Source organism: Pseudomonas sp. FW305-28 (genome assembly GCF_017351395.1).
Classification (GTDB): domain Bacteria; phylum Pseudomonadota; class Gammaproteobacteria; order Pseudomonadales; family Pseudomonadaceae; genus Aquipseudomonas; species Aquipseudomonas fluorescens_AA.
This window is the reverse complement of the sequence record NZ_JACNDD010000067.1, coordinates 1-19,458: the sequence shown is the minus strand read 5'-3', so window position 1 is coordinate 19,458 and position 19,458 is coordinate 1. Positions and strand designations below refer to the sequence as shown.

Sequence of the window (19,458 nt, the reverse complement as noted above, 5' to 3'; positions counted from 1 at the left end):
GCACGACCTCGCGGGCTTGAGGCTCTTATCGTCAGGGTTGGGGATTTTTCCGACCGTGATTGGAGGAGGCACGCATGGCACAGTCGAAAACACCTACGGGGCCACATTCATCAGAGCATTCCAGCGGTGATGACCTGGGATTCGATCCGGATTCGCCGGACCTTGAGGATCCCCAGGTCGATCCGGTAGGGCCGGCCAAGGCGCCCCTGGACAAGAAGGATGAGCGCAAGCCCAAGCCCTATGATCCGCTGGGTGACTTGAAGCCATAAATAACCTGTGGGAGCAAAGCTTGCTCGCGATGGTGGCAGACCAGTCAACGGCATTGTCGACTGGCCCATCCCTATCGCTAGCAAGCTTTGCTCCCACAGTTTTGTGCCGCTGAATTATTTGGAGGCTTCCACCACGCCACTCTGGCGGCTCTTGAGATTCTTGGCGGCCTTGTATTGCAGGGCCACCGCGGGCACGGCGGCGCTTTTTCCGGTTTCCACCCAGCTACGAATCCGGCTGGCGTCGGCGAAGTGCGTGTACTTGCCAAAGGCGTCGAGGATCACCAGCGCCATCGGGCGATTGCCCATTTTCGTCACCAGCACCAGGCAGTGGCCGGCCTGGTTGGTGAAGCCGGTCTTGGTCAACTGGATATCCCAGTTGGCCTTGTGGACCAAGTGGTCGGTGTTGCGAAATCCCAGGCTGTACACAGGCTTGCGGAAGGTAACGGTCTTTTCCTTGGTCGTACTCAGTTCGCTCAGCAGTGGGTACTTGCGGGCGGCGATCAACAGCTTGGTCAGGTCCCGGGCGGTGGAGACGTTGTTGATCGACAGGCCCGTGGGTTCGACGTAATGAGTGCTGGTCATGCCCAATGCCTTGGCCTTGGCGTTCATGGCGGCAATGAATGCCGCATAGCCGCCCGGATAGTGGTGGGCGAGGCTGGCGGCGGCGCGGTTTTCCGAAGACATCAGGGCGATCAGCAGTACGTCCCGGCGCGACAGTTCGCTGTTGAGCTTGACCCGGGAAAACACGCCCTTCATCTCTGGGGTGTTGGCGATGGTGATGGAAATGTATTCATCCAGGTTCTGTTTGGCATCCAGCACAATCAGGCCGGTCATCAACTTGGTCACCGAAGCGATAGGCACCACCACGTCCGGGTTGCTCGAATAAACGACTTTATCCGTCTGCAGGTCCAACAGCATCGCGCTGCCCGAGGCCACTTGCAGCTTGGCTGAATCCCGAGGGGCCGCGATGGTTTCCTGTGCAACGGCATTGTGCGTGATGAAGGGGCCTGTGAAAGCGATGAACAGGCTGATGATCGAAAGACGGATTTTCACGCGAGTAGACTCGATGGAGTTGAAGGTGCCGTTGAGCAACGACTTTTAAAGAAAACGTCGCATTTTAGGAGTATGGGCGATAGCAGCGCTATATGCCTGTATCGCCAAGGCTTGTGAATAAATAAAGTTTAATGAAGGGCGATTCTGGCGAATCGAATCTGAAAATCTTGTAGTTTGCGCGATCGATACCTGGCGGATAAGTCCAGGCCCCGGAAACACCTGTGGGAGCGAGCTTGCTCGCGATGGCAGTGTGTCAGTCAACTTGGATGTTGGCCGGTCCACCGCTATCGCGAGCAAGCTCGCTCCCACAGGGTCTTTGTTGGCGCGTCGATCAGCTATGCAGCGTCTCGGCCGCGTACAACGTGTTTTCCAGCAGGCAGGCCCGGGTCATCGGGCCTACGCCGCCGGGTACCGGGGTGATCCAGCCAGCGCGGGGCAGGGCGGTCTCGTAGACCACGTCGCCCACCAGCTTGCCGTCGTCCTGGCGATTGATGCCCACGTCGATGACGATGGCGCCTTCCTTGATCCACTCGCCCCTTACCAGCCCGGGTTTGCCGGCGGCCACTACCACCAGGTCGGCACGGCCGACATGGCCGGCCAGGTCCTTGGTGAAGCGATGGGTCACGGTCACGGTGCAGCCGGCCAGCAGCAACTCCATGGCCATCGGGCGGCCGACGATGTTGGACGCTCCCACTACCACGGCATCGAGGCCATACAGGTCCACGCCAGTGCTTTCCAGCAAGGTCATGATGCCTTTGGGGGTGCAGGGACGAAGCAGTGGGATGCGTTGGGCCAGGCGGCCGACATTATAAGGATGGAAACCGTCGACATCTTTGTCCGGGCGGATACGCTCCAGCAGTTTGGAGGCGTCGAGGTGTTCAGGCAGCGGCAACTGGAGCAGAACACCGTCGATGTTCGGGTCGTCGTTCAGGCGATCGATCAGATCGGCCAACGCTTGCTGGGTGGTTTCGGAAGGCAGGTCGTAGGCCTGGGAAAGGAAGCCGACCTCTTCACAGTCTTTACGCTTGTGCGAGACATAAACCTGAGAGGCAGGATCGCTGCCGACCAGGATCACCGCAAGGCCGGGCGTACGCAGGCCTTGCTGGCGGCGCTCGGTGACTCGTTGGGCGATCTGCTGGCGCAGGCTGGCGGCGATCGATTTGCCGTCGATAAGTTGTGCAGTCATTGCGCGTGGTTAACCATCGAGAGGGGAAAAAAAGAGAACGCATTCTCGCATGCCGGGGCGTGAGGGCAAAGGCGCTTGGTCTGCAAATTCCCCTAACCCCTTTAATTAAATGAATTTTTTTTAAAAAAGAGTTGACGACCTATCAGGCCGTCTATAACATTCGTCGCACTTGTCGGGCACAGCCTAGCACTGGTTAAGAAGGTGGAGCGGAGTTGGTTGTTTCAACTCGGCAAAACTGAAAGCACTTAGTTTGTAATCGTCCAAGAATACAGATTAAAAAGGCGCCCGTAGCTCAGCTGGATAGAGCATCCGCCTTCTAAGCGGATGGTCGCAGGTTCGAGTCCTGCCGGGTGCGCCAATTAGGCAGCTTTGGCACAAGTAAGGCAACAAGGCAATATGGTGGGCGTAGCTCAGTTGGTAGAGCACGGGATTGTGACTCCCGTTGTCGTGGGTTCGATCCCCATCGTCCACCCCATATTCTAGAAAGGCGCCAGATCTAACAATCTGGCGCCTTTGCTTTAAAAGCTTGATACGCGGATGTGGTGGAATTGGTAGACACACTGGATTTAGGTTCCAGCGCCGCAAGGTGTGAGAGTTCGAGTCTCTCCGTCCGCACCATACAAGTGGCTATTTAAATAGCAGAAAACGGCGCAGTACCTGAAAGGGGCTGCGCCGTTTTTGTTTTCAGTGGTTCTGTGTTTGGCGTCGGTACTGTTTTTGCGGTTGTGCGCAGCGGTCGGTTTGTCACGAATGTGTTTCGTGATGATGCGCGGTATGCCCGTTGGTCTCCTTGTGGGGCGGGGCGCTGCGCGACCGGAGAAGCGGCTTCTATATATAGAAGCGTTGGCGCAGAGCCTTGGACTGAATCGACTGTATTTGCAATCCGGGTGGGGCATGACCGTTTGCCCCGCCCTAAATCCGGCGCCTGTTTCCAGCGCGTTTTCAGTAGGGTGACTTCTTGAGTTTGACCTACTAGAATGCATGCCCTTGATTCTGGGGTCGGAAACGCCCGGCCAACGTCTGTGCAACGAGGAATATCCATGCAAGTTTCTGTTGAAAATACTTCTGCTCTTGAGCGCCGCATGAGCATCACCGTGCCGGCTGAGCGCATCGAGACTCAGGTCAACAAGCGTCTGCAGCAGACTGCCCAAAAGGCCAAAATCCCAGGTTTCCGCCCAGGCAAAGTGCCAATGAGCGTGATCCGTCAGCGTTACGAAGCTGATGCGCGTCAGGAAGCTGTGGGCGACGTGATCCAGTCTTCGTTCTACGAAGCGGTCGTCGAGCAGAAGCTGAACCCGGCCGGCGCACCGTCCGTCGAGCCTAAAGTGCTGGAAAAAGGCAAGGACCTGGAATTCGTCGCCACGTTCGAAGTGTTCCCGGAGTTCACGGTTGCCGGTTTCGAGTCCATCGCTGTCGAGCGCCTGAGCGCTGACGTGTCGGATGCCGACCTGGACAAGATGCTGGACATCCTGCGCAAGCAGAACACCCGTTTCGAAGTGACCGAGCGTGCTGCCCAGAACGAAGACCAGTTGAACATCGATTTCGTCGGCAAGGTCGACGGTGAAGTGTTCGCTGGCGGTTCCGCCAAGGCCACCCAGCTGGTACTGGGCTCCGGTCGCATGATTCCTGGCTTCGAAGACGGCCTGGTTGGCGCCAAGGCCGGTGAAGAGCGCGTTCTGAACGTGACCTTCCCCGAGGATTACCAGAACCTGGACCTGGCTGGCAAAGCCGCCGAGTTCACCGTGACCGTCAACAGCGTTTCCGAGCCGAAACTGCCTGAGCTGAACGAAGAGTTCTTCGCCCAGTTCGGTATCAAGGAAACCGGTCTGGAAGGTTTCCGCACCGAAGTTCGCAAGAACATGGAGCGCGAGCTGCGCCAGGCCATCAAGTCCAAGGTCAAGAACCAGGTCATGGACGGTCTGCTGGCCTCCAACCCGATCGAAGTGCCAAAGGCCCTGCTGGACAACGAAGTGAACCGTCTGCGCGTGCAGGCTGTTCAGCAGTTCGGCGGCAACATCAAGCCGGACCAACTGCCGGCCGAGCTGTTCGAAGAGCAGGCCAAGCGCCGCGTCGTGCTGGGCCTGATCGTTGCCGAAGTGGTCAAGCAGTTCGAGCTCAAGCCTGACGAAGCCCGCGTTCGTGAGCTGATCCAGGAAATGGCCTCGGCCTATCAAGAGCCTGAGCAAGTCGTGTCCTGGTACTACAAGAACGACCAGCAACTGAACGAAGTCCGTTCGGTTGTGCTGGAAGAACAAGTTGTGGATACTGTTCTGCAGAAAGCTAGCGTGACCGATAAAGCGGTCTCTTACGAAGAAGCGGTCAAGCCGGTGGAAGCTCCACAAGCCGATTGATGGTTCTGCGGTAAGAAATAAACACCCATAAGCCAGCCTTCGTGCTGGCTTATGCGTATTCAAGACATAACTATTTGGGAGTGACTGCGAGACATGTCCCGCAATTCTTTTTATCAGCAGAGCTCTGACATCCAGGCCGCAGGCGGCCTGGTCCCGATGGTTATCGAGCAGTCCGCCCGCGGCGAACGTGCCTATGACATCTACTCGCGTCTGCTCAAGGAACGCGTCATCTTCCTGATCGGCCCCGTTGAAGACTACATGGCCAACCTGGTCGCGGCGCAGCTGTTGTTCCTTGAAGCGGAAAACCCGGACAAGGATATCCATCTGTACATCAACTCACCTGGCGGTTCGGTGACTGCGGGCATGTCGATCTACGACACCATGCAGTTCATCAAGCCTGACGTCTCCACCATCTGCATCGGTCAGGCCTGCAGCATGGGTGCCTTCCTGTTGGCCGGTGGCGCCGCGGGCAAGCGTCACTGCCTGCCTAACTCGCGGATGATGATTCACCAGCCATTGGGTGGTTTCCAGGGCCAGGCGTCGGATATCGACATCCATGCCAAGGAAATCCTCCACATTCGTTCGCGCCTGAACTCGTTGCTGGCTCATCACACTGGCCAGAGCCTCGAAACCATTGAGCGCGACACCGAACGTGACAACTTCATGAGCGCCGAGCGTGCAGCCGAATACGGCCTGATCGACTCTGTGATCAACAAGCGTCAAATGCCTGCCTAAGCCGCTCAAAATGCAGGTGGTTGGGATGACCGGCCGCCTGCGGGCTTGAAAAAGCCCGCAATTGCCTTCATCTTGTGTTGCAAGCCTATCGGATTTGGATCGATCGAATGACTGACACCCGCAACGGCGAGGACAACGGCAAACTGCTTTATTGCTCCTTCTGTGGCAAAAGCCAGCATGAAGTGCGCAAATTGATTGCCGGCCCCTCGGTCTTCATTTGCGACGAGTGCGTCGACCTGTGCAATGACATCATCCGCGAGGAGGTGCAGGAAGCCCAGGCCGAGAGCAGCGCGCATAAATTGCCTTCGCCTAAAGAAATCAGCGGCATCCTTGATCAGTATGTGATTGGTCAGGAACGTGCGAAAAAGGTACTGGCCGTAGCGGTGTACAACCACTACAAGCGCCTGAACCAGCGTGACAAAAAGAATGACGAGGTCGAACTCGGCAAGAGCAACATCCTGCTGATCGGCCCGACAGGCTCGGGTAAGACCCTGCTTGCCGAAACCCTGGCTCGTTTGCTGAACGTTCCGTTCACCATCGCCGACGCAACCACTCTCACCGAGGCGGGTTATGTAGGTGAAGATGTCGAGAACATCATTCAGAAGTTGTTGCAGAAGTGCGACTACGATGTGGAAAAAGCCCAGATGGGTATTGTCTACATCGATGAAATCGACAAGATTTCCCGCAAGTCCGACAACCCGTCCATCACCCGGGATGTTTCCGGTGAAGGCGTGCAGCAGGCCTTGCTCAAGTTGATCGAAGGTACGGTCGCTTCCGTTCCACCCCAAGGTGGTCGCAAGCATCCGCAGCAGGAATTCCTGCAGGTCGACACCCGTAACATCCTGTTCATCTGCGGTGGTGCGTTCTCCGGCCTGGAAAAGGTTATTCAAAACCGTTCCACCCGTGGTGGCATCGGTTTCAATGCTGAAGTACGCAGCAAGGAAGAGGGCAAGAAGGTCGGTGAGTCCCTGCGTGAAGTCGAGCCTGACGATCTGGTCAAGTTCGGTCTGATCCCGGAATTCGTCGGTCGTCTGCCAGTCCTGGCGACGCTGGATGAGTTGGATGAAGCGGCGTTGATGCAGATTCTGACCGAGCCGAAAAACGCCCTGACCAAGCAGTATGCCAAGCTGTTCGAAATGGAAGGTGTAGACCTGGAATTCCGTTCCGACGCGCTGAAATCGGTCGCCAAACGTGCCCTGGAGCGTAAGACCGGTGCCCGTGGGTTGCGCTCGATTCTCGAAGGCGTATTGCTCGACACGATGTATGAAATCCCCTCGCAGTCTGAGGTGAGTAAAGTCGTGATCGACGAAAGCGTTATAGAAGGCAAGTCCAAGCCACTGTATATCTATGAAAACAGTGAGCCGGCTGCCAAGGCCGCACCGGACGCATAAGCGTCCCGCTGCCGGAATAAAGAAGGGGCCTTCGGGCCCCTTTGCTTTTAGCGTGTTTTAGACGTGTCTTAGCGCTTGTTTTTTTTCAAGGCTGCCCCCATCTTGGTTTCAAGCTTACTTCCATCTGTTTCCGGCCCTAGGGCCGCCGTAGAGGCGAAATCATGAAGACAACCATCGAATTGCCTCTCCTGCCATTGCGCGATGTCGTGGTGTATCCGCACATGGTTATCCCGCTGTTCGTGGGGCGCGAGAAGTCCATCGAAGCCCTCGAGGCTGCGATGACGGGTGACAAGCAGATTCTTCTGCTGGCTCAGAGAAATCCAGCCGACGATGATCCCGGCGAAGACGCACTGTATCGCGTAGGTACGATTGCAACGGTTCTGCAATTGCTCAAGTTGCCCGACGGCACCGTCAAGGTCCTGGTCGAAGGCGAGCAGCGCGGGACTGTCGAACGTTTCAGCGAAGTGGACGGCCATTGCCGGGCCGAAGTGTCGCTGATCGAAGAAGTCGATGCGCCCGAGCGTGAATCAGAGGTGTTTGTCCGCAGCCTGCTGTCGCAGTTCGAACAATACGTGCAACTGGGCAAGAAGGTGCCTGCAGAGGTCCTGTCGTCGCTCAACAGCATTGACGAGCCTGGGCGGCTGGTCGATACGATGGCGGCCCACATGGCCCTCAAGATCGAGCAGAAGCAGGAAATCCTCGAGATTATCGACCTGTCTGCCCGTGTCGAGCACGTGTTGGCATTGCTCGACGGCGAGATCGATCTGTTGCAGGTCGAGAAACGCATTCGCGGTCGCGTCAAGAAGCAGATGGAGCGCAGCCAGCGCGAGTACTACCTGAATGAGCAGATGAAGGCCATTCAGAAAGAGCTGGGCGATGGCGACGAAGGTCACAACGAAATCGAAGAGCTGAAAAAGCGCATCGATGCCGCTGGCTTGCCCAAGGATGCCTTGGCCAAGGCTCAGGCTGAGTTGAACAAGCTCAAGCAAATGTCGCCGATGTCTGCCGAAGCCACCGTGGTGCGCTCCTACATCGACTGGCTGGTCCAGGTGCCGTGGAAAGCCCAGAGCAAGGTACGTCTGGACCTGGCGCGGGCTGAAGACATCCTCGACGCCGACCATTACGGCCTGGAAGAGGTCAAGGAGCGCATCCTCGAGTATCTCGCCGTACAGAAACGCGTGAAAAAGATTCGCGGCCCGGTCCTGTGCCTGGTCGGTCCTCCCGGGGTTGGTAAAACCTCCCTCGCGGAGTCGATTGCCCACGCGACCAACCGCAAATTCGTACGCATGGCCTTGGGTGGCGTGCGTGACGAGGCGGAAATTCGTGGTCATCGCCGGACCTACATCGGTTCGATGCCAGGAAGATTGATTCAAAAAATGACAAAGGTCGGCGTGCGCAATCCGCTGTTCCTTTTGGACGAAATCGACAAGATGGGCAGCGACATGCGCGGCGATCCCGCTTCTGCGTTGCTCGAAGTGCTCGATCCCGAGCAGAATCACAATTTCAACGATCACTACCTTGAGGTCGACTACGACCTGTCGGACGTGATGTTCCTCTGCACCTCCAACTCCATGAACATTCCGCCGGCATTGCTGGACCGGATGGAGGTGATTCGTCTACCGGGCTACACCGAGGACGAGAAGATCAACATCGCCGTGAAGTACCTTTCGCCCAAGCAGATCCAGGCCAACGGGCTGAAAAAAGGCGAGCTGGAATTCGACGAGGAAGCGATTCGCGACATCATCCGCTACTACACCCGCGAAGCCGGCGTGCGTGGCCTGGAGCGGCAGATTGCCAAGGTCTGCCGCAAGGCAGTCAAGGAACATGCGCTGGAAAAACGCTTCGCGGTCAAGGTCACTGCGGACCTGCTGGAGCACTTCCTGGGTGTGCGCAAGTTCCGCTACGGCCTGGCCGAGCAGCAGGACCAGATCGGCCAGGTGACTGGCCTGGCGTGGACTCAGGTCGGTGGTGAGTTGCTGACCATCGAAGCGGCCGTGGTACCGGGCAAGGGGCAACTGATCAAGACCGGTTCCCTGGGCGACGTGATGGTCGAGTCGATCACCGCGGCGCTGACGGTGGTGCGCAGTCGTGCGCGGAGCCTGGGCATTCCCCTGGACTTCCATGAGAAGCGCGACACACACATCCACATGCCTGAAGGGGCTACGCCCAAGGACGGTCCAAGCGCCGGTGTAGGCATGTGCACGGCCCTGGTCTCGGCATTGACCGGCATCCCGGTGCGCGCCGATGTCGCCATGACGGGTGAAATCACGCTGCGCGGCCAGGTCCTGGCGATTGGCGGCCTGAAGGAAAAACTGCTGGCGGCACACCGTGGCGGGATCAAGATCGTGATCATTCCCGAAGAGAATGTCCGCGATCTGAAGGAAATTCCTGACAACATCAAGCAAGATCTTCAGATCAAACCGGTTAAATGGATTGACGAGGTCCTGCAAATTGCGCTGCAATACGCGCCGGAGCCCTTGCCGGATGTGGCTCCTGAGATTGTCGCGAAGGAAGAAAAGCGAGAGTCTGACTCTAAGGAAAGAATTAGCACGCATTAATACGCATTGGCCTGGAGGGCCTTCCTTGACAGTTTTTTAGAGCCCTTGTTATAAAGCGGCTCTTAAGTGTCTGCAGGCCATTCAGCACTCGTTTTTGCTTTCACCAAAAAAACTTAGAATCATCTCAAATAGATATAAGGGGACTTAGAGTGAACAAGTCGGAACTGATTGATGCTATCGCTGCATCCGCTGATATCCCGAAAGCTGCTGCTGGCCGTGCGCTGGACGCTGTAATCGAATCCGTCACTGGCGCTCTCAAGGCTGGCGACTCCGTTGTTCTGGTTGGTTTCGGCACCTTCTCCGTGACCGATCGTCCTGCTCGTATCGGTCGCAACCCGCAGACCGGTAAGACGCTGGAAATCGCTGCTGCCAAAAAGCCAGGCTTCAAAGCTGGTAAAGCACTGAAAGAAGCCGTTAACTAAGGTTTCGTTGAGTTTATCCGGGTCGGGGTCATGCCTGGCTTGGCAGCGGAGCGGTAATATGGCCGGTTACAACCGGCCTGGCACGCCAGGGCTTGCAGGTTCGAGCCCGGTCCGCTCCGCCAGTTACGAGAAGGCGCATCCTCGGATGCGCCTTTCTTCTATCCGGATTCTACCCACGCTCCACGGTTGCCTAAATTTGAAGTTCAACCGTTTCTGGGGGACGCATGCTGCAGAATATCAGGGACAATTCACAAGGCTGGATTGCCAAGACCATCATCGGGGTCATCGTCGCATTGATGGCGTTGACCGGTTTCGATGCCATTTTCCAAGCTACTACCAACAGTAACGACGCGGCCAAGGTCAACGGCGAAAATATCAGCCAGAACGAGCTGAGCCAGGCGGTCGACATGCAACGCCGTCAGCTCATGCAACAGCTGGGCAAGGATTTCGACGCCTCCCTGCTGGACGAAAAAATGCTGCGCGATTCGGCGCTCAAGGGCCTGATCGACCGCAAGTTGTTGCTGCAAGGCGCACACGATGCGAAATTCGCTTTCTCCGAAGCTGCGCTCGATCAAGTCATCCTGCAAACGCCTGAGTTCCAGGTCGATGGCAAATTCAGTGCCGAGCGTTTCGATCAGGTGATTCGCCAGTTGGGTTACAGCCGTATGCAATTCCGCCAGATGCTGGCTCAGGAAATGCTGATCGGTCAGTTGCGCGCCGGCCTGGCGGGCAGCGGTTTTGTCACCGATGCCCAAGTGTTGGCATTCGCCCGCCTGGAAAAGCAGACCCGTGATTTCGCCACCTTGAGCATCAAGGCCGATCCTGCGTCGGTGAAGCTGACCGATGATGAGGTCAAGGCTTACTACGACCAACACGCCAAGGAATTCATGACGCCTGACCAGGTGGTCATCGATTACCTCGAGCTGAAGAAAGCCTCTTTCTTCGATCAGGTCAGCGTCAAGGACGAAGACCTGCAAGCGGCCTATCAGAAAGAAATCGCCAACCTGTCCGAGCAGCGTCGCGCTGCGCACATCCTGATCGAAGTGAATGACAAGGTGACCGAAGCCCAGGCCAAGGCGAAGATCGAAGAGATCCAGGCTCGCCTGGCCAAAGGCGAGTCGTTTGAAGCCCTGGCGAAGGAGTTTTCCCAGGATCCGGGTTCGGCGAACAATGGCGGCGATCTCGGCTATGCCGGCCCAGGCGTCTACGATCCGGAATTCGAAAAGGCCTTGTACGCCTTGAGCAAGGACCAGGTCTCGGCACCGGTCCGCACCGATTTCGGTCTGCACCTGATCAAGCTGCTGGGTGTCGAGGCGCCCGAAGTGCCGACCTTCGCCAGTCTCAAGGACAAGCTGACTCGCGAGTTGAAGACTCAGCAGGTGGAGCAGCGTTTCGTGGAGGCGACCAAGCAACTGGAGGATGCCTCGTTCGAAGCGTCCGACCTGGCGCAGCCGGCTCAGGACCTGAAGCTGACCGTCCACACATCGGCCCCGTTCGGTCGTGAAGGCGGTGAAGGGATTGCGGCCAACCGTGCCGTGGTCACTGCGGCGTTCAGCCCGGAAGTGCTGGATGAGGGTGCCAACAGCACCGCCATCGAACTGGACCCGGAAACCGTCGTGGTGCTGCGTGCCAAGGAGCACCGCAAGCCTGAGCAACTGCCCCTGGAAAAAGTGGCCGGGCCGATTCGTGCGCAACTGACCAAGGAACACGCCAGCGCAGCGGCCAAGACCCGCGCCGACGAGCTGATTGCCAGTCTGCGCGACGGTAAGACGGCATTGGACAAAGCGGTTGACGGCCAAGGCTGGAAACCCACCGAGGCGGCCACCCGCAACCAGGAAGGCATCGACCCAGCGGTGTTGCAAGCACTGTTCCGCATGCCCAAGCCTGAGTCCAAGGACAAGCCGACGTTCAGCAGCGTGACCTTGCCTGACGGCAGCCTGGTGGTCGTGCGTCTGAACGGCGTGAACGAAGCGGCGGCACCGACTGACGAAGAGAAAGCGGAATATCGTCGCTACCTTGCGTCCCGTGTGGGTCAGCAGGACTTCGCGGCCTATCGCAAGCAGTTGGAGAGTCAGGCGGATATCAAGCGTTTCTAATCGCTTGATGCTTTTTCAAACCTGGCTGTGATGCTGCTCACTTGAAAAAACGGCGCTTCTTCAGAAATGGGAAGCGCCGTTTTTTTTTGGTTTTTTTGGGGAGGGTGAGGGGGACATCCATTTCTTCGGTAACGGCTCAAGTGAACCGCATCGGGCCAAAATGCCAGGGTTTTTGTATCAGCTTGTTGCCCAAAAGCGGGTGTTCGTCGATCCACCGGATTAGCGTCTTTTTCCTGCAAACAACCCCCAGTAAACTTGTAACCCCCTTGAAACAAGATTAGCCACGCTGCCAGGTCGCGTTCTGTTGCACAATACGCCCCGGACCGTTTCTCTCAGGATGTTCAATGTTCAAATCATTTCACATGCGCACCGTCGGGCTTGCATTGGTGCTGGCCGCCGCAGCCGGTTGCTCGTCGAAGAAAGCCGCCATCTACGAGCACGAGAACTTCGATGATTCCGGCACGTTCTCGCGCACTTATCCCGTGAGTGACGCGGCGACCTGCGAGGCCGGGCGCCGGGCGTTGCTCAGCCAGGGCTACATCATCACCAGCAGCGATCCGAAGCTGGTCAGTGGCCACAAGAGTTTCCAGCAGACCGGCGAGACCCACATGGAGATCAGTTTCAACCTGGTCTGTGCCGAGGACGGTGGTGCCGGACACCGTGCGACCATGTTCGCCAACGCCCTGCAGGACCGTTATGCCCTGAAGAAAACCAACAACTCCGCCAGCCTGGGGGTGGGCGTGCTGGGGTCGGTGTCGATGCCGATCGGCTCTTCGGACGATTCGATGGTCAAGGTCGCCAGCGAAACCGTGTCGGCGGCCAAGTTCTATGAGCGTTTCTTTGCCTTGGTGGAGCTGTTCCTGCCCCCCGAAGCGAAGAAAGCTGCCGAGAAGGCCGAGAATGCCGATAAGCCAAAAACTGAGCTGGGTGTCCCGGAAACCAAGGCTGAGCCGGCCGCCTTGATGCCGGCTCCGGCTCCGGCTCCGGCTCCAGCTGCAGCACCTGCGTCGGAACCGGTTGCGCCTGCACCCGCAGCAGCCACGCCGGTAGAGGAGGCTGCGCCGGCCCCCGTCGAAACCGCCCCTGCGGTGTCGGAACCCGTCGCACCGCCGAGCGAGCCAGCGCCGATTGCGCCTGAGTCGTTCGAGTCTGCGCCGACGACGGAAACCGTGACACCGCCACCACCACCGTCCAGCTCGTTACCGGCCCCGAGCGAGCCGATCCAGCCGCTTCCGGCTTCCTGAGCTTCCCGTGGCAAGGCGTTACGCCCTGTCACACTTCACGCGGTAATTTCCCGACCCTGTGCTACGTTTAATTCATGAAGCCTTTGCTTCATGTTTTGTTCATAAAGCAGCTTTATGCTGATGCCAGCGCCATCAGGCATTGGATTCAATAACAGGGGAAGGACACGTAATGGACGATTATCAGGAAGAGCTGCTGGAATACCAGGCCTATGAACTGGACCCGCTGGAACCCGCCGAAGATGCAACGGAGTTGTAGGAGAACAGGCTAGCGCTTGAAGCTCAACGCCCTCTGTGACTACGACGAAATTCCCCGGGCGTCTGGTCGTTCCAGCGTTTGAAGGCTCGTTGAAAGGCCTCGGCTGAGGCAAACCCCAACAAGTAGGCGATTTCGCCGAACGCCAGTTCGGTATCGCGTATGTAGGTCATGGCCAAGTCGCGGCGGGTGTCGTTGAGGATGGCGCGAAATTGCGTGCCTTCCTCGGCCAGCTTGCGCCGCAGGGTCCAGGTCGGCAGTTTCAGGCGGGCCGCCACTTCTTCCAGGTCGGGTTCCCGGCCCCCGCTGAGCAACGGTCCCAGCAATTGAATGATGCGCTCACGCAGGCTGCGGGTGCGGGTCAGTTGTTCCAGTTCCCGCTCACACAATTGAACCATATGGTGCCAGGTGCTGGGGCAATGCTGTGGGTTGCGCTGGGCGAGGCTGTCCAGGCCCAGTCGCAGTTGATTCTGTTCGGCGCCAAACTGGATCGGGCAGTCACCGAGCGTGCGGTAAGCCTCCAGGTACGCCGGTTCCTCGAATTCGATTTCGATGCGTTCGGGCCGCAGCGCGATGCCGCTGACGCTGGACAGTTGGGCCAGCCAGCCGGCGATGATCGAATCCACCACGAAGCGGTTGTAGGCGTTATACGGGCTGATGGAATAGAACCGTAGCCAAGCGCCGCGGGCATCCTCATGAAAACTCGATTGGCCGCGATAGTTGGAGCCATACAGCGGCTCGAAGCGGATCATGCAGCGGGCCGCCTCGCGCACGGTCGGTGCCTGGGCAGCGGTAACGCCCGCCAGCCCGGCCTGGCTCAAGCGCCCGAGCTGACCCATGCGCAGGCCCAGGGCCGGGTCCTGGGTCTGTTGAATCGCGGCGTGGCCCAGGCGCATGTAGCGTGGGATCGACAGGCGTGCGCCGGGCTCGGCCAGGCGCGCGGCATCGAGGCCGTACTGCTCCAGCAAAGGCTTGGGGTCCTGCCCATGGCTGGCAATTGCGTCAGCCAGGCTGTGGACGAAACCTACTGACAGGTCCCCCAGGCGCATCGGCTGCGGTTTCATGCTCACAACCACAGGTTAAGCAGGCGCGCGCCACGGGCTTCGCCATCGGGGAAGTGCTGGCCGTTGTGGCTGATGAAACTCTGGCCGGCGCTACCGCTGTCCCAGAACTGGCCACGCAGGAACACGCTGACACCGCCCAGGGCTTGGCTGATGGGCAATTGACCGGTCAATGTCAGGCGATGCCAGGCTTGCCCCTCGCTCACTTCACCGGGCTTGAGGCTCACTTCGCTCGGTGTGGACAGGCCCTTATAACCGCTCCAGGGCTTGTCCCAGGCGCCGCGACCGATGATGAAGGCGGGCACCGCGATCAGTTGCGCGCCCTGTTCGTTGAGCTGCCGGTAGTGGAGCGGGTACCAGCTGTCGCTGCCGATCAGCACGCCCAGGCGCCCGGCGGGGGTGTCTATGACGAGGGGTGGGACCGGATGGTCGGCGCCCAGCACATCCTGCTGTTCGAAGACCGGATGTCGTTGGCGTTGCGGCTGGCCGATCGGCCGGCCATCGCTGCTGAACACCAGGCTGCTGTTGTACAGGGCGCCGCGGCCAATCTTCAGCTCGCCGTCGCTGACGCTGGGCTCGGGCAGCACGATGGAGCCGGCCACCAGGGTGACGCCGAACTCCTTGGCCAGTCCGCCGAACAGCGCTTGATAGTCGCGGGCCATGCCCTGGGCTTTCATGCGCAGGTAGGCATCCTCCAGGCGGTTATCGCCTTGGGCACTGACCAGCGCCTGGATAAACGCCAGTGGATTGCTGACCGCCAGCCAGTGCATGGCTTCCTTCAGGGTGGTGGCCTGGTACAACTCGTCTTTTTCGCCACCGATCATCAACCAGGTGCCGATGTGCTCGGGCAGGACCACCACGGTCTTGGCATTGAGAAAACCCTGGTCGCGAGCCGCCTGCAGGTAGGCCGCCAGTTTGCGGTGCAGGCGCTCGGGGCTCTGGTAGTCGGTGGGGAACAGTTCAGGCTGGATGCCCAGCAGGTTGCCGCGGTCGGCGGGCGTGCCCTGGTCGACCGCCAGGTTGATACGCAGGTCTGACAGGTAATGACCCGCCGGACGATCGGTCGTCCACAGTGCGTAGGTGACCAGGGCGGCAATCAAGGCCAGTGAAAACAGCAGGTACAGAAATTTGCGCATGGGGGAACAGTCAGCGGCCGTGTGCAGGTTCGTGATTTTTCATCAAGAGCTACGGGGCAGGGTACGGTAAAACAAGGGATTAGCGAAGGGCGGGCGCTGATTTGTACGCACGGCAAGCCCCCGCAGAGGGTGCCCAAGGAATCTTTGGTCACCCTCTGCGCCGGCAAGGCGCGCTAGTGACTTTTGGCCTTTCTGATCCGGATCAGAATCAGCAGCATGATCAACAGCACCGGTGGCGTCATGCCCAGCAGCGCTTCACGGGCCGAGAGGTTCGCGCCCAAGGTATGCAACCCGCTGTAGACCAACTTGAACAGGTTGATCAGGTAGTAGGTGATGGCAATGATCGACAGGCCTTCCACCGCGCGCTGGATCTTGATCTGTGCATCGGCACGGGCATTGAGGCTGCGCAGGATCTCGGCGTTCTGGTCTTCCATCTCCACTTGCACGCGGGCTTGCAGCAGATCACCCAGGTTGGCGACGCTCATCGCCAGTTGTTCGAGGCGCTGTTCGGTGGCTGCGCAATAACGCACCGTGGGTTTGAAACGCCGTTCGATGAACACGCCCAGTCGCTGGCAATCCCCCAGGTGACTTTCACGCAACTCCCCCAGGCGTTCGAACACCAATTGTGCGTAGGCGCGGGTTGCGCTGAAGCGGTGGCGATTCCTGACCGTGCTGCTGACCACCTGGCGAGACAGCAGGGCGATGTCCTCCAGCAGGGCCTTGGCATGCACGCCGCTGGCATTGGCGTTGCGTTCGGACAGGCTCACCAGGGTGCGATCGAATTCGTTCAGTTGCGGGTCCAGGGCCTTGGCGATGTTGAGCGACAAGGACGCCATCATGCGATAGGTCTCGATTTCCAGCAGGCGCCGGATCATGCGTCCCTGGCGATAAGCGTTGAGCCGTCGGTTGATGAACAGCAGGCGATTGGTGCCGTCCTCGGTCAGGCGAAAATCGCTCCAGACCACGGCATCGCCACCGCCTACGCATGAACCGCAAGGGTCCTTGAAACCGTAGCTGGGCAGGTCGAGACCGGCTTCTGCGCGCACCACCACCTGAACGGCATTGATGAGGTGCTGGGCGTGACCTTCGATCCCACGGGCAAGGCTTTCGGGCAGCGTCGTCCAGTGCAACTCATTGCTGCTGGCTGGCACGACCAGGGTCAGGGTGAAGAACTCGGCGTGGCGTTCCCACTTCAGCGGATGTCCTTCCAGGCGGGTGATGCCTTGTGCGGCCTCCGTGGTGACGGTATCGGGGCACAGTCGCTCGAGCAGCGCGTCGCACTGGGCATTGTCGCCCAGAAACGCCAGGTGGAAGACGTGGGCCGGTTCGTCGAAGTACAGCGACGGGCGGGCGTGCAACTCGTTGTGCAGCATTTTTCGTTGGGGATGCATGCGAGGGCGACCGTGTTATTAGGGTTATTTTAGGGTTGAGCACCTGGACCAGCGTTGATAGGACTGGTGCATTCCACCGAGAGTCACGCACGGCTGATCGGTGCGCTGCACATTTGGATCATTAACTTGTCAGTTACGGTCATTGAGCACCCGCATCCGGACTCTTACGCTGTGGGCCATGACAGACGCATGCCGCAGAGCTGCGCTTTTTTCCGTGATCGCCCGTTGTGGAGTTACCGATGACCGCCTCCCATTACCCGCATCTGCTGGCCCCGCTGGACCTGGGTTTCACCACGTTGCGCAACCGTACCCTGATGGGCTCGATGCACACCGGCCTGGAAGAGAAACCCGGTGGCTTCGAACGCATGGCGGCGTATTTTGCCGAACGCGCCCGGGGCGGCGTGGGCCTGATGGTCACCGGTGGGATCGGGCCGAACGACGAGGGCGGGGTCTACTCCGGCGCGGCTAAGCTGACCACCGAAGAAGAGGCGCTCAAGCACCGGATCGTGACCCGGGCCGTGCACGAGGCCGGTGGCAAGATCTGCATGCAGATTCTTCACGCCGGGCGCTATGCCTACAGCCCCAAGCAAGTGGCACCGAGCGCGATCCAGGCGCCGATCAACCCGTTCAAGCCCAAGGAACTGGACGAGGAGGGTATCGAGAAGCAGATCAGCGATTTCGTCACCTGTTCGGTCCTGGCCCAGAAGGCCGAATACGACGGCGTCGAGATCATGGGTTCGGAAGGTTATTTCATTAACCAGTTCCTGGCGGCCCACACCAACCACCGTACCGACCGTTGGGGCGGCAGCTATGAAAACCGCATGCGCCTGCCGGTGGAGATCGTCCGCCGGGTGCGCGAAGCGGTAGGCCCGAATTTCATCATTATCTTTCGCCTGTCGATGCTCGATCTGGTGGAAGGCGGCAGCACCTGGGACGAAATCGTCCTATTGGCCAAGGCCATCGAGCAGGCCGGCGCGACGATCATCAACACCGGTATCGGTTGGCACGAAGCACGCATTCCTACCATCGCCACCAAAGTTCCGCGGGCGGCGTTCAGCAAAGTCACGGCCAAGCTGCGCGGTTCGGTGAGCATCCCGCTGATCACCACCAACCGTATCAACACCCCGGAAGTGGCCGAGCAGATCCTGGCCGAAGGCGATGCCGACATGGTCTCCATGGCGCGGCCGTTCCTGGCCGATCCAGAGTTCGTCAACAAGGCCGCTGCCGGCCGCGGCGATGAAATCAATACCTGCATCGGCTGCAACCAGGCGTGCCTGGATCACACCTTTGGCGGCAAGCTCACCAGTTGCCTGGTCAACCCACGGGCCTGCCATGAAACCGAGCTGAACTACCTGCCGGTGACCCAGGTGAAGAAAATCGCCGTGGTCGGTGCCGGCCCGGCCGGGTTGTCCGCGGCCACGGTGGCGGCCGAACGTGGGCACCAGGTGACGCTGTTCGATTCGGCCAGTGAAATCGGTGGTCAGTTCAACATTGCCAAGCGCGTGCCGGGCAAGGAAGAGTTCTTCGAAACCCTGCGCTACTTCAAACGCAAATTGCAGACCAGCCATGTCGAGTTGTGCCTCGACACCCGGGTGGATGTGGCGCAATTGGTGGCTGGCGGTTACGACGAGATCATCCTCGCCACCGGCATCGCCCCACGCGTGCCGGCGATTCCCGGGGTGGAGCATGCCAAGGTCTTGAGCTACCTGGACGTGATCCTTGAGCGCAAGCCGGTGGGCCGCAGCGTCGCGGTGATCGGTGCCGGGGGTATTGGCTTCGACGTGTCGGAGTTCCTGGTTCACCAGGGCGTCGCCACCAGCCAGGACCGTGAGGCGTTCTGGAAGGAGTGGGGCATCGACACCCACCTCGAGGCCCGCGGCGGCGTGGCCGGGATCAAGGCTGAACCCCATGCACCGGCGCGCCAGGTGTTCCTGCTGCAACGCAAGACCTCGAAGGTCGGTGACGGCCTGGGCAAGACCACCGGCTGGATTCATCGCACGGGCCTGAAGAACAAGCAGGTGCAGATGCTCAACAGCGTCGAATACCTGAAGATCGACGATGACGGGCTGCACATTCGCATCGGCGAAACCGGCGAGCCGCAAGTGCTGGCCGTGGATAACATCGTGATCTGCGCCGGCCAGGATCCGCTGCGTGAGCTGCAGGAAGGCCTGGAAGCGGCGGGGCAGACCGTTCACCTCATCGGCGGTGCCGACGTGGCGGCGGAACTGGATGCCAAGCGGGCGATCAACCAGGGTTCGCGGTTGGCGGCGCAGTTGTAAGGCTCAACCCCAGGAAAACCCTTGTGGGAGCGA

At 59.3% G+C, this 19,458-nt stretch carries 14 protein-coding genes and 3 tRNA genes; 12 read left to right on the top strand and 5 right to left on the bottom strand.

What is annotated here, in order from left to right; translation table 11 throughout:
* Positions 1-74: 74 nt before the first annotated feature.
* Positions 75-269, top strand: coding sequence for a DUF6021 family protein (locus J4E53_RS16800; protein WP_060738326.1), 195 nt, complete (start codon positions 75-77; stop codon positions 267-269).
* Positions 270-383: 114 nt separating this feature from the next.
* Here the strand turns inward: J4E53_RS16800 and pbpG are convergent, their stop codons facing one another.
* The gene (gene pbpG / locus J4E53_RS16795; protein WP_060738325.1) at positions 384-1,322 is read right to left on the bottom strand and encodes a D-alanyl-D-alanine endopeptidase; all 939 of its coding nucleotides are present in this window, start codon (positions 1,320-1,322) and stop codon (positions 384-386) included.
* A gap of 331 nt (positions 1,323-1,653) precedes the next feature.
* Positions 1,654-2,508: a bifunctional methylenetetrahydrofolate dehydrogenase/methenyltetrahydrofolate cyclohydrolase FolD gene (folD, locus tag J4E53_RS16790; RefSeq protein ID WP_053120836.1), complete on the bottom strand. Its 855-nt coding sequence runs from the start codon at positions 2,506-2,508 to the stop codon at positions 1,654-1,656.
* Between the two features lie 281 nt (positions 2,509-2,789).
* Here folD and J4E53_RS16785 point away from each other — a divergent pair.
* The 10 genes from J4E53_RS16785 to J4E53_RS16740 all read left to right on the top strand — a co-directional run bounded on the left by J4E53_RS16785 (position 2,790) and on the right by J4E53_RS16740 (position 13,305).
* Positions 2,790-2,866, top strand: a tRNA-Arg gene (locus J4E53_RS16785).
* A 41-nt stretch (positions 2,867-2,907) separates the two neighbouring features.
* Positions 2,908-2,983: transfer RNA gene (locus tag J4E53_RS16780), tRNA-His, on the top strand.
* Between the two features lie 58 nt (positions 2,984-3,041).
* Positions 3,042-3,126: transfer RNA gene (locus J4E53_RS16775), tRNA-Leu, on the top strand.
* Between the two features lie 422 nt (positions 3,127-3,548).
* Positions 3,549-4,859, top strand: a complete 1,311-nt coding sequence (gene tig / locus J4E53_RS16770) for a trigger factor (RefSeq protein ID WP_060738324.1) — start codon at positions 3,549-3,551, stop codon at positions 4,857-4,859.
* Positions 4,860-4,952: 93 nt separating this feature from the next.
* Positions 4,953-5,594 (top strand): ATP-dependent Clp endopeptidase proteolytic subunit ClpP, encoded by a 642-nt coding sequence (gene clpP, locus J4E53_RS16765; protein WP_003183177.1) that lies wholly within the window; start codon positions 4,953-4,955, stop codon positions 5,592-5,594.
* 107 nt (positions 5,595-5,701) lie between these two features.
* Entirely contained in the window at positions 5,702-6,985 is a 1,284-nt protein-coding gene (gene clpX, locus J4E53_RS16760) for an ATP-dependent Clp protease ATP-binding subunit ClpX (protein WP_024778305.1), read from the top strand.
* A 161-nt stretch (positions 6,986-7,146) separates the two neighbouring features.
* Positions 7,147-9,543, top strand: a complete 2,397-nt coding sequence (gene lon, locus J4E53_RS16755; protein ID WP_014339302.1) for an endopeptidase La — start codon at positions 7,147-7,149, stop codon at positions 9,541-9,543.
* Between the two features lie 149 nt (positions 9,544-9,692).
* On the top strand, positions 9,693-9,965 hold the full coding sequence (locus J4E53_RS16750; protein WP_002552737.1) for an HU family DNA-binding protein: 273 nt from the start codon (positions 9,693-9,695) through the stop codon (positions 9,963-9,965).
* Positions 9,966-10,189: 224 nt separating this feature from the next.
* Entirely contained in the window at positions 10,190-12,061 is a 1,872-nt protein-coding gene (locus J4E53_RS16745; protein ID WP_060738323.1) for a SurA N-terminal domain-containing protein, read from the top strand.
* Between the two features lie 344 nt (positions 12,062-12,405).
* Positions 12,406-13,305: a DUF2242 domain-containing protein gene (locus J4E53_RS16740; RefSeq protein WP_103309329.1), complete on the top strand. Its 900-nt coding sequence runs from the start codon at positions 12,406-12,408 to the stop codon at positions 13,303-13,305.
* 279 nt (positions 13,306-13,584) lie between these two features.
* On the opposite strand, the gene J4E53_RS16735 is transcribed toward J4E53_RS16740, so the two are convergent.
* The 3 genes from J4E53_RS16735 to J4E53_RS16725 all read right to left on the bottom strand — a co-directional run bounded on the left by J4E53_RS16735 (position 13,585) and on the right by J4E53_RS16725 (position 17,146).
* Positions 13,585-14,622, bottom strand: coding sequence for an AraC family transcriptional regulator (locus J4E53_RS16735; protein ID WP_060738321.1), 1,038 nt, complete (start codon positions 14,620-14,622; stop codon positions 13,585-13,587).
* Between the two features lie 2 nt (positions 14,623-14,624).
* Positions 14,625-15,755 (bottom strand): carbon-nitrogen hydrolase family protein, encoded by a 1,131-nt coding sequence (locus J4E53_RS16730; protein ID WP_103309327.1) that lies wholly within the window; start codon positions 15,753-15,755, stop codon positions 14,625-14,627.
* A gap of 173 nt (positions 15,756-15,928) precedes the next feature.
* Entirely contained in the window at positions 15,929-17,146 is a 1,218-nt protein-coding gene (locus tag J4E53_RS16725; RefSeq protein WP_103309325.1) for a DUF3422 domain-containing protein, read from the bottom strand.
* Between the two features lie 239 nt (positions 17,147-17,385).
* On the opposite strand from J4E53_RS16725, the gene J4E53_RS16720 reads away from it, so the two are divergent.
* A complete protein-coding gene (locus J4E53_RS16720; protein WP_103309323.1) occupies positions 17,386-19,425 on the top strand; it encodes an FAD-dependent oxidoreductase in 2,040 nt (679 codons plus the stop codon).
* The last annotated feature ends 33 nt before the right edge of the window (positions 19,426-19,458 follow it).

What these genes read in the sequence shown, in the direction of transcription:
- J4E53_RS16730 (WP_103309327.1), bottom strand. Translation starts at nt 15,755, where the DNA reads ATGCGCAAATTTCTGTACCTGCTGTTTTCACTGGCCTTGATTGCCGCC.
- J4E53_RS16745 (WP_060738323.1), top strand. Translation starts at nt 10,190, where the DNA reads ATGCTGCAGAATATCAGGGACAATTCACAAGGCTGGATTGCCAAGACC.
- J4E53_RS16725 (WP_103309325.1), bottom strand. Translation starts at nt 17,146, where the DNA reads ATGCATCCCCAACGAAAAATGCTGCACAACGAGTTGCACGCCCGCCCG.
- J4E53_RS16720 (WP_103309323.1), top strand. Translation starts at nt 17,386, where the DNA reads ATGACCGCCTCCCATTACCCGCATCTGCTGGCCCCGCTGGACCTGGGT.
- folD (WP_053120836.1), bottom strand. Translation starts at nt 2,508, where the DNA reads ATGACTGCACAACTTATCGACGGCAAATCGATCGCCGCCAGCCTGCGC.
- lon (WP_014339302.1), top strand. Translation starts at nt 7,147, where the DNA reads ATGAAGACAACCATCGAATTGCCTCTCCTGCCATTGCGCGATGTCGTG.
- J4E53_RS16735 (WP_060738321.1), bottom strand. Translation starts at nt 14,622, where the DNA reads ATGAAACCGCAGCCGATGCGCCTGGGGGACCTGTCAGTAGGTTTCGTC.
- tig (WP_060738324.1), top strand. Translation starts at nt 3,549, where the DNA reads ATGCAAGTTTCTGTTGAAAATACTTCTGCTCTTGAGCGCCGCATGAGC.
- J4E53_RS16800 (WP_060738326.1), top strand. Translation starts at nt 75, where the DNA reads ATGGCACAGTCGAAAACACCTACGGGGCCACATTCATCAGAGCATTCC.
- clpX (WP_024778305.1), top strand. Translation starts at nt 5,702, where the DNA reads ATGACTGACACCCGCAACGGCGAGGACAACGGCAAACTGCTTTATTGC.
- clpP (WP_003183177.1), top strand. Translation starts at nt 4,953, where the DNA reads ATGTCCCGCAATTCTTTTTATCAGCAGAGCTCTGACATCCAGGCCGCA.
- J4E53_RS16740 (WP_103309329.1), top strand. Translation starts at nt 12,406, where the DNA reads ATGTTCAAATCATTTCACATGCGCACCGTCGGGCTTGCATTGGTGCTG.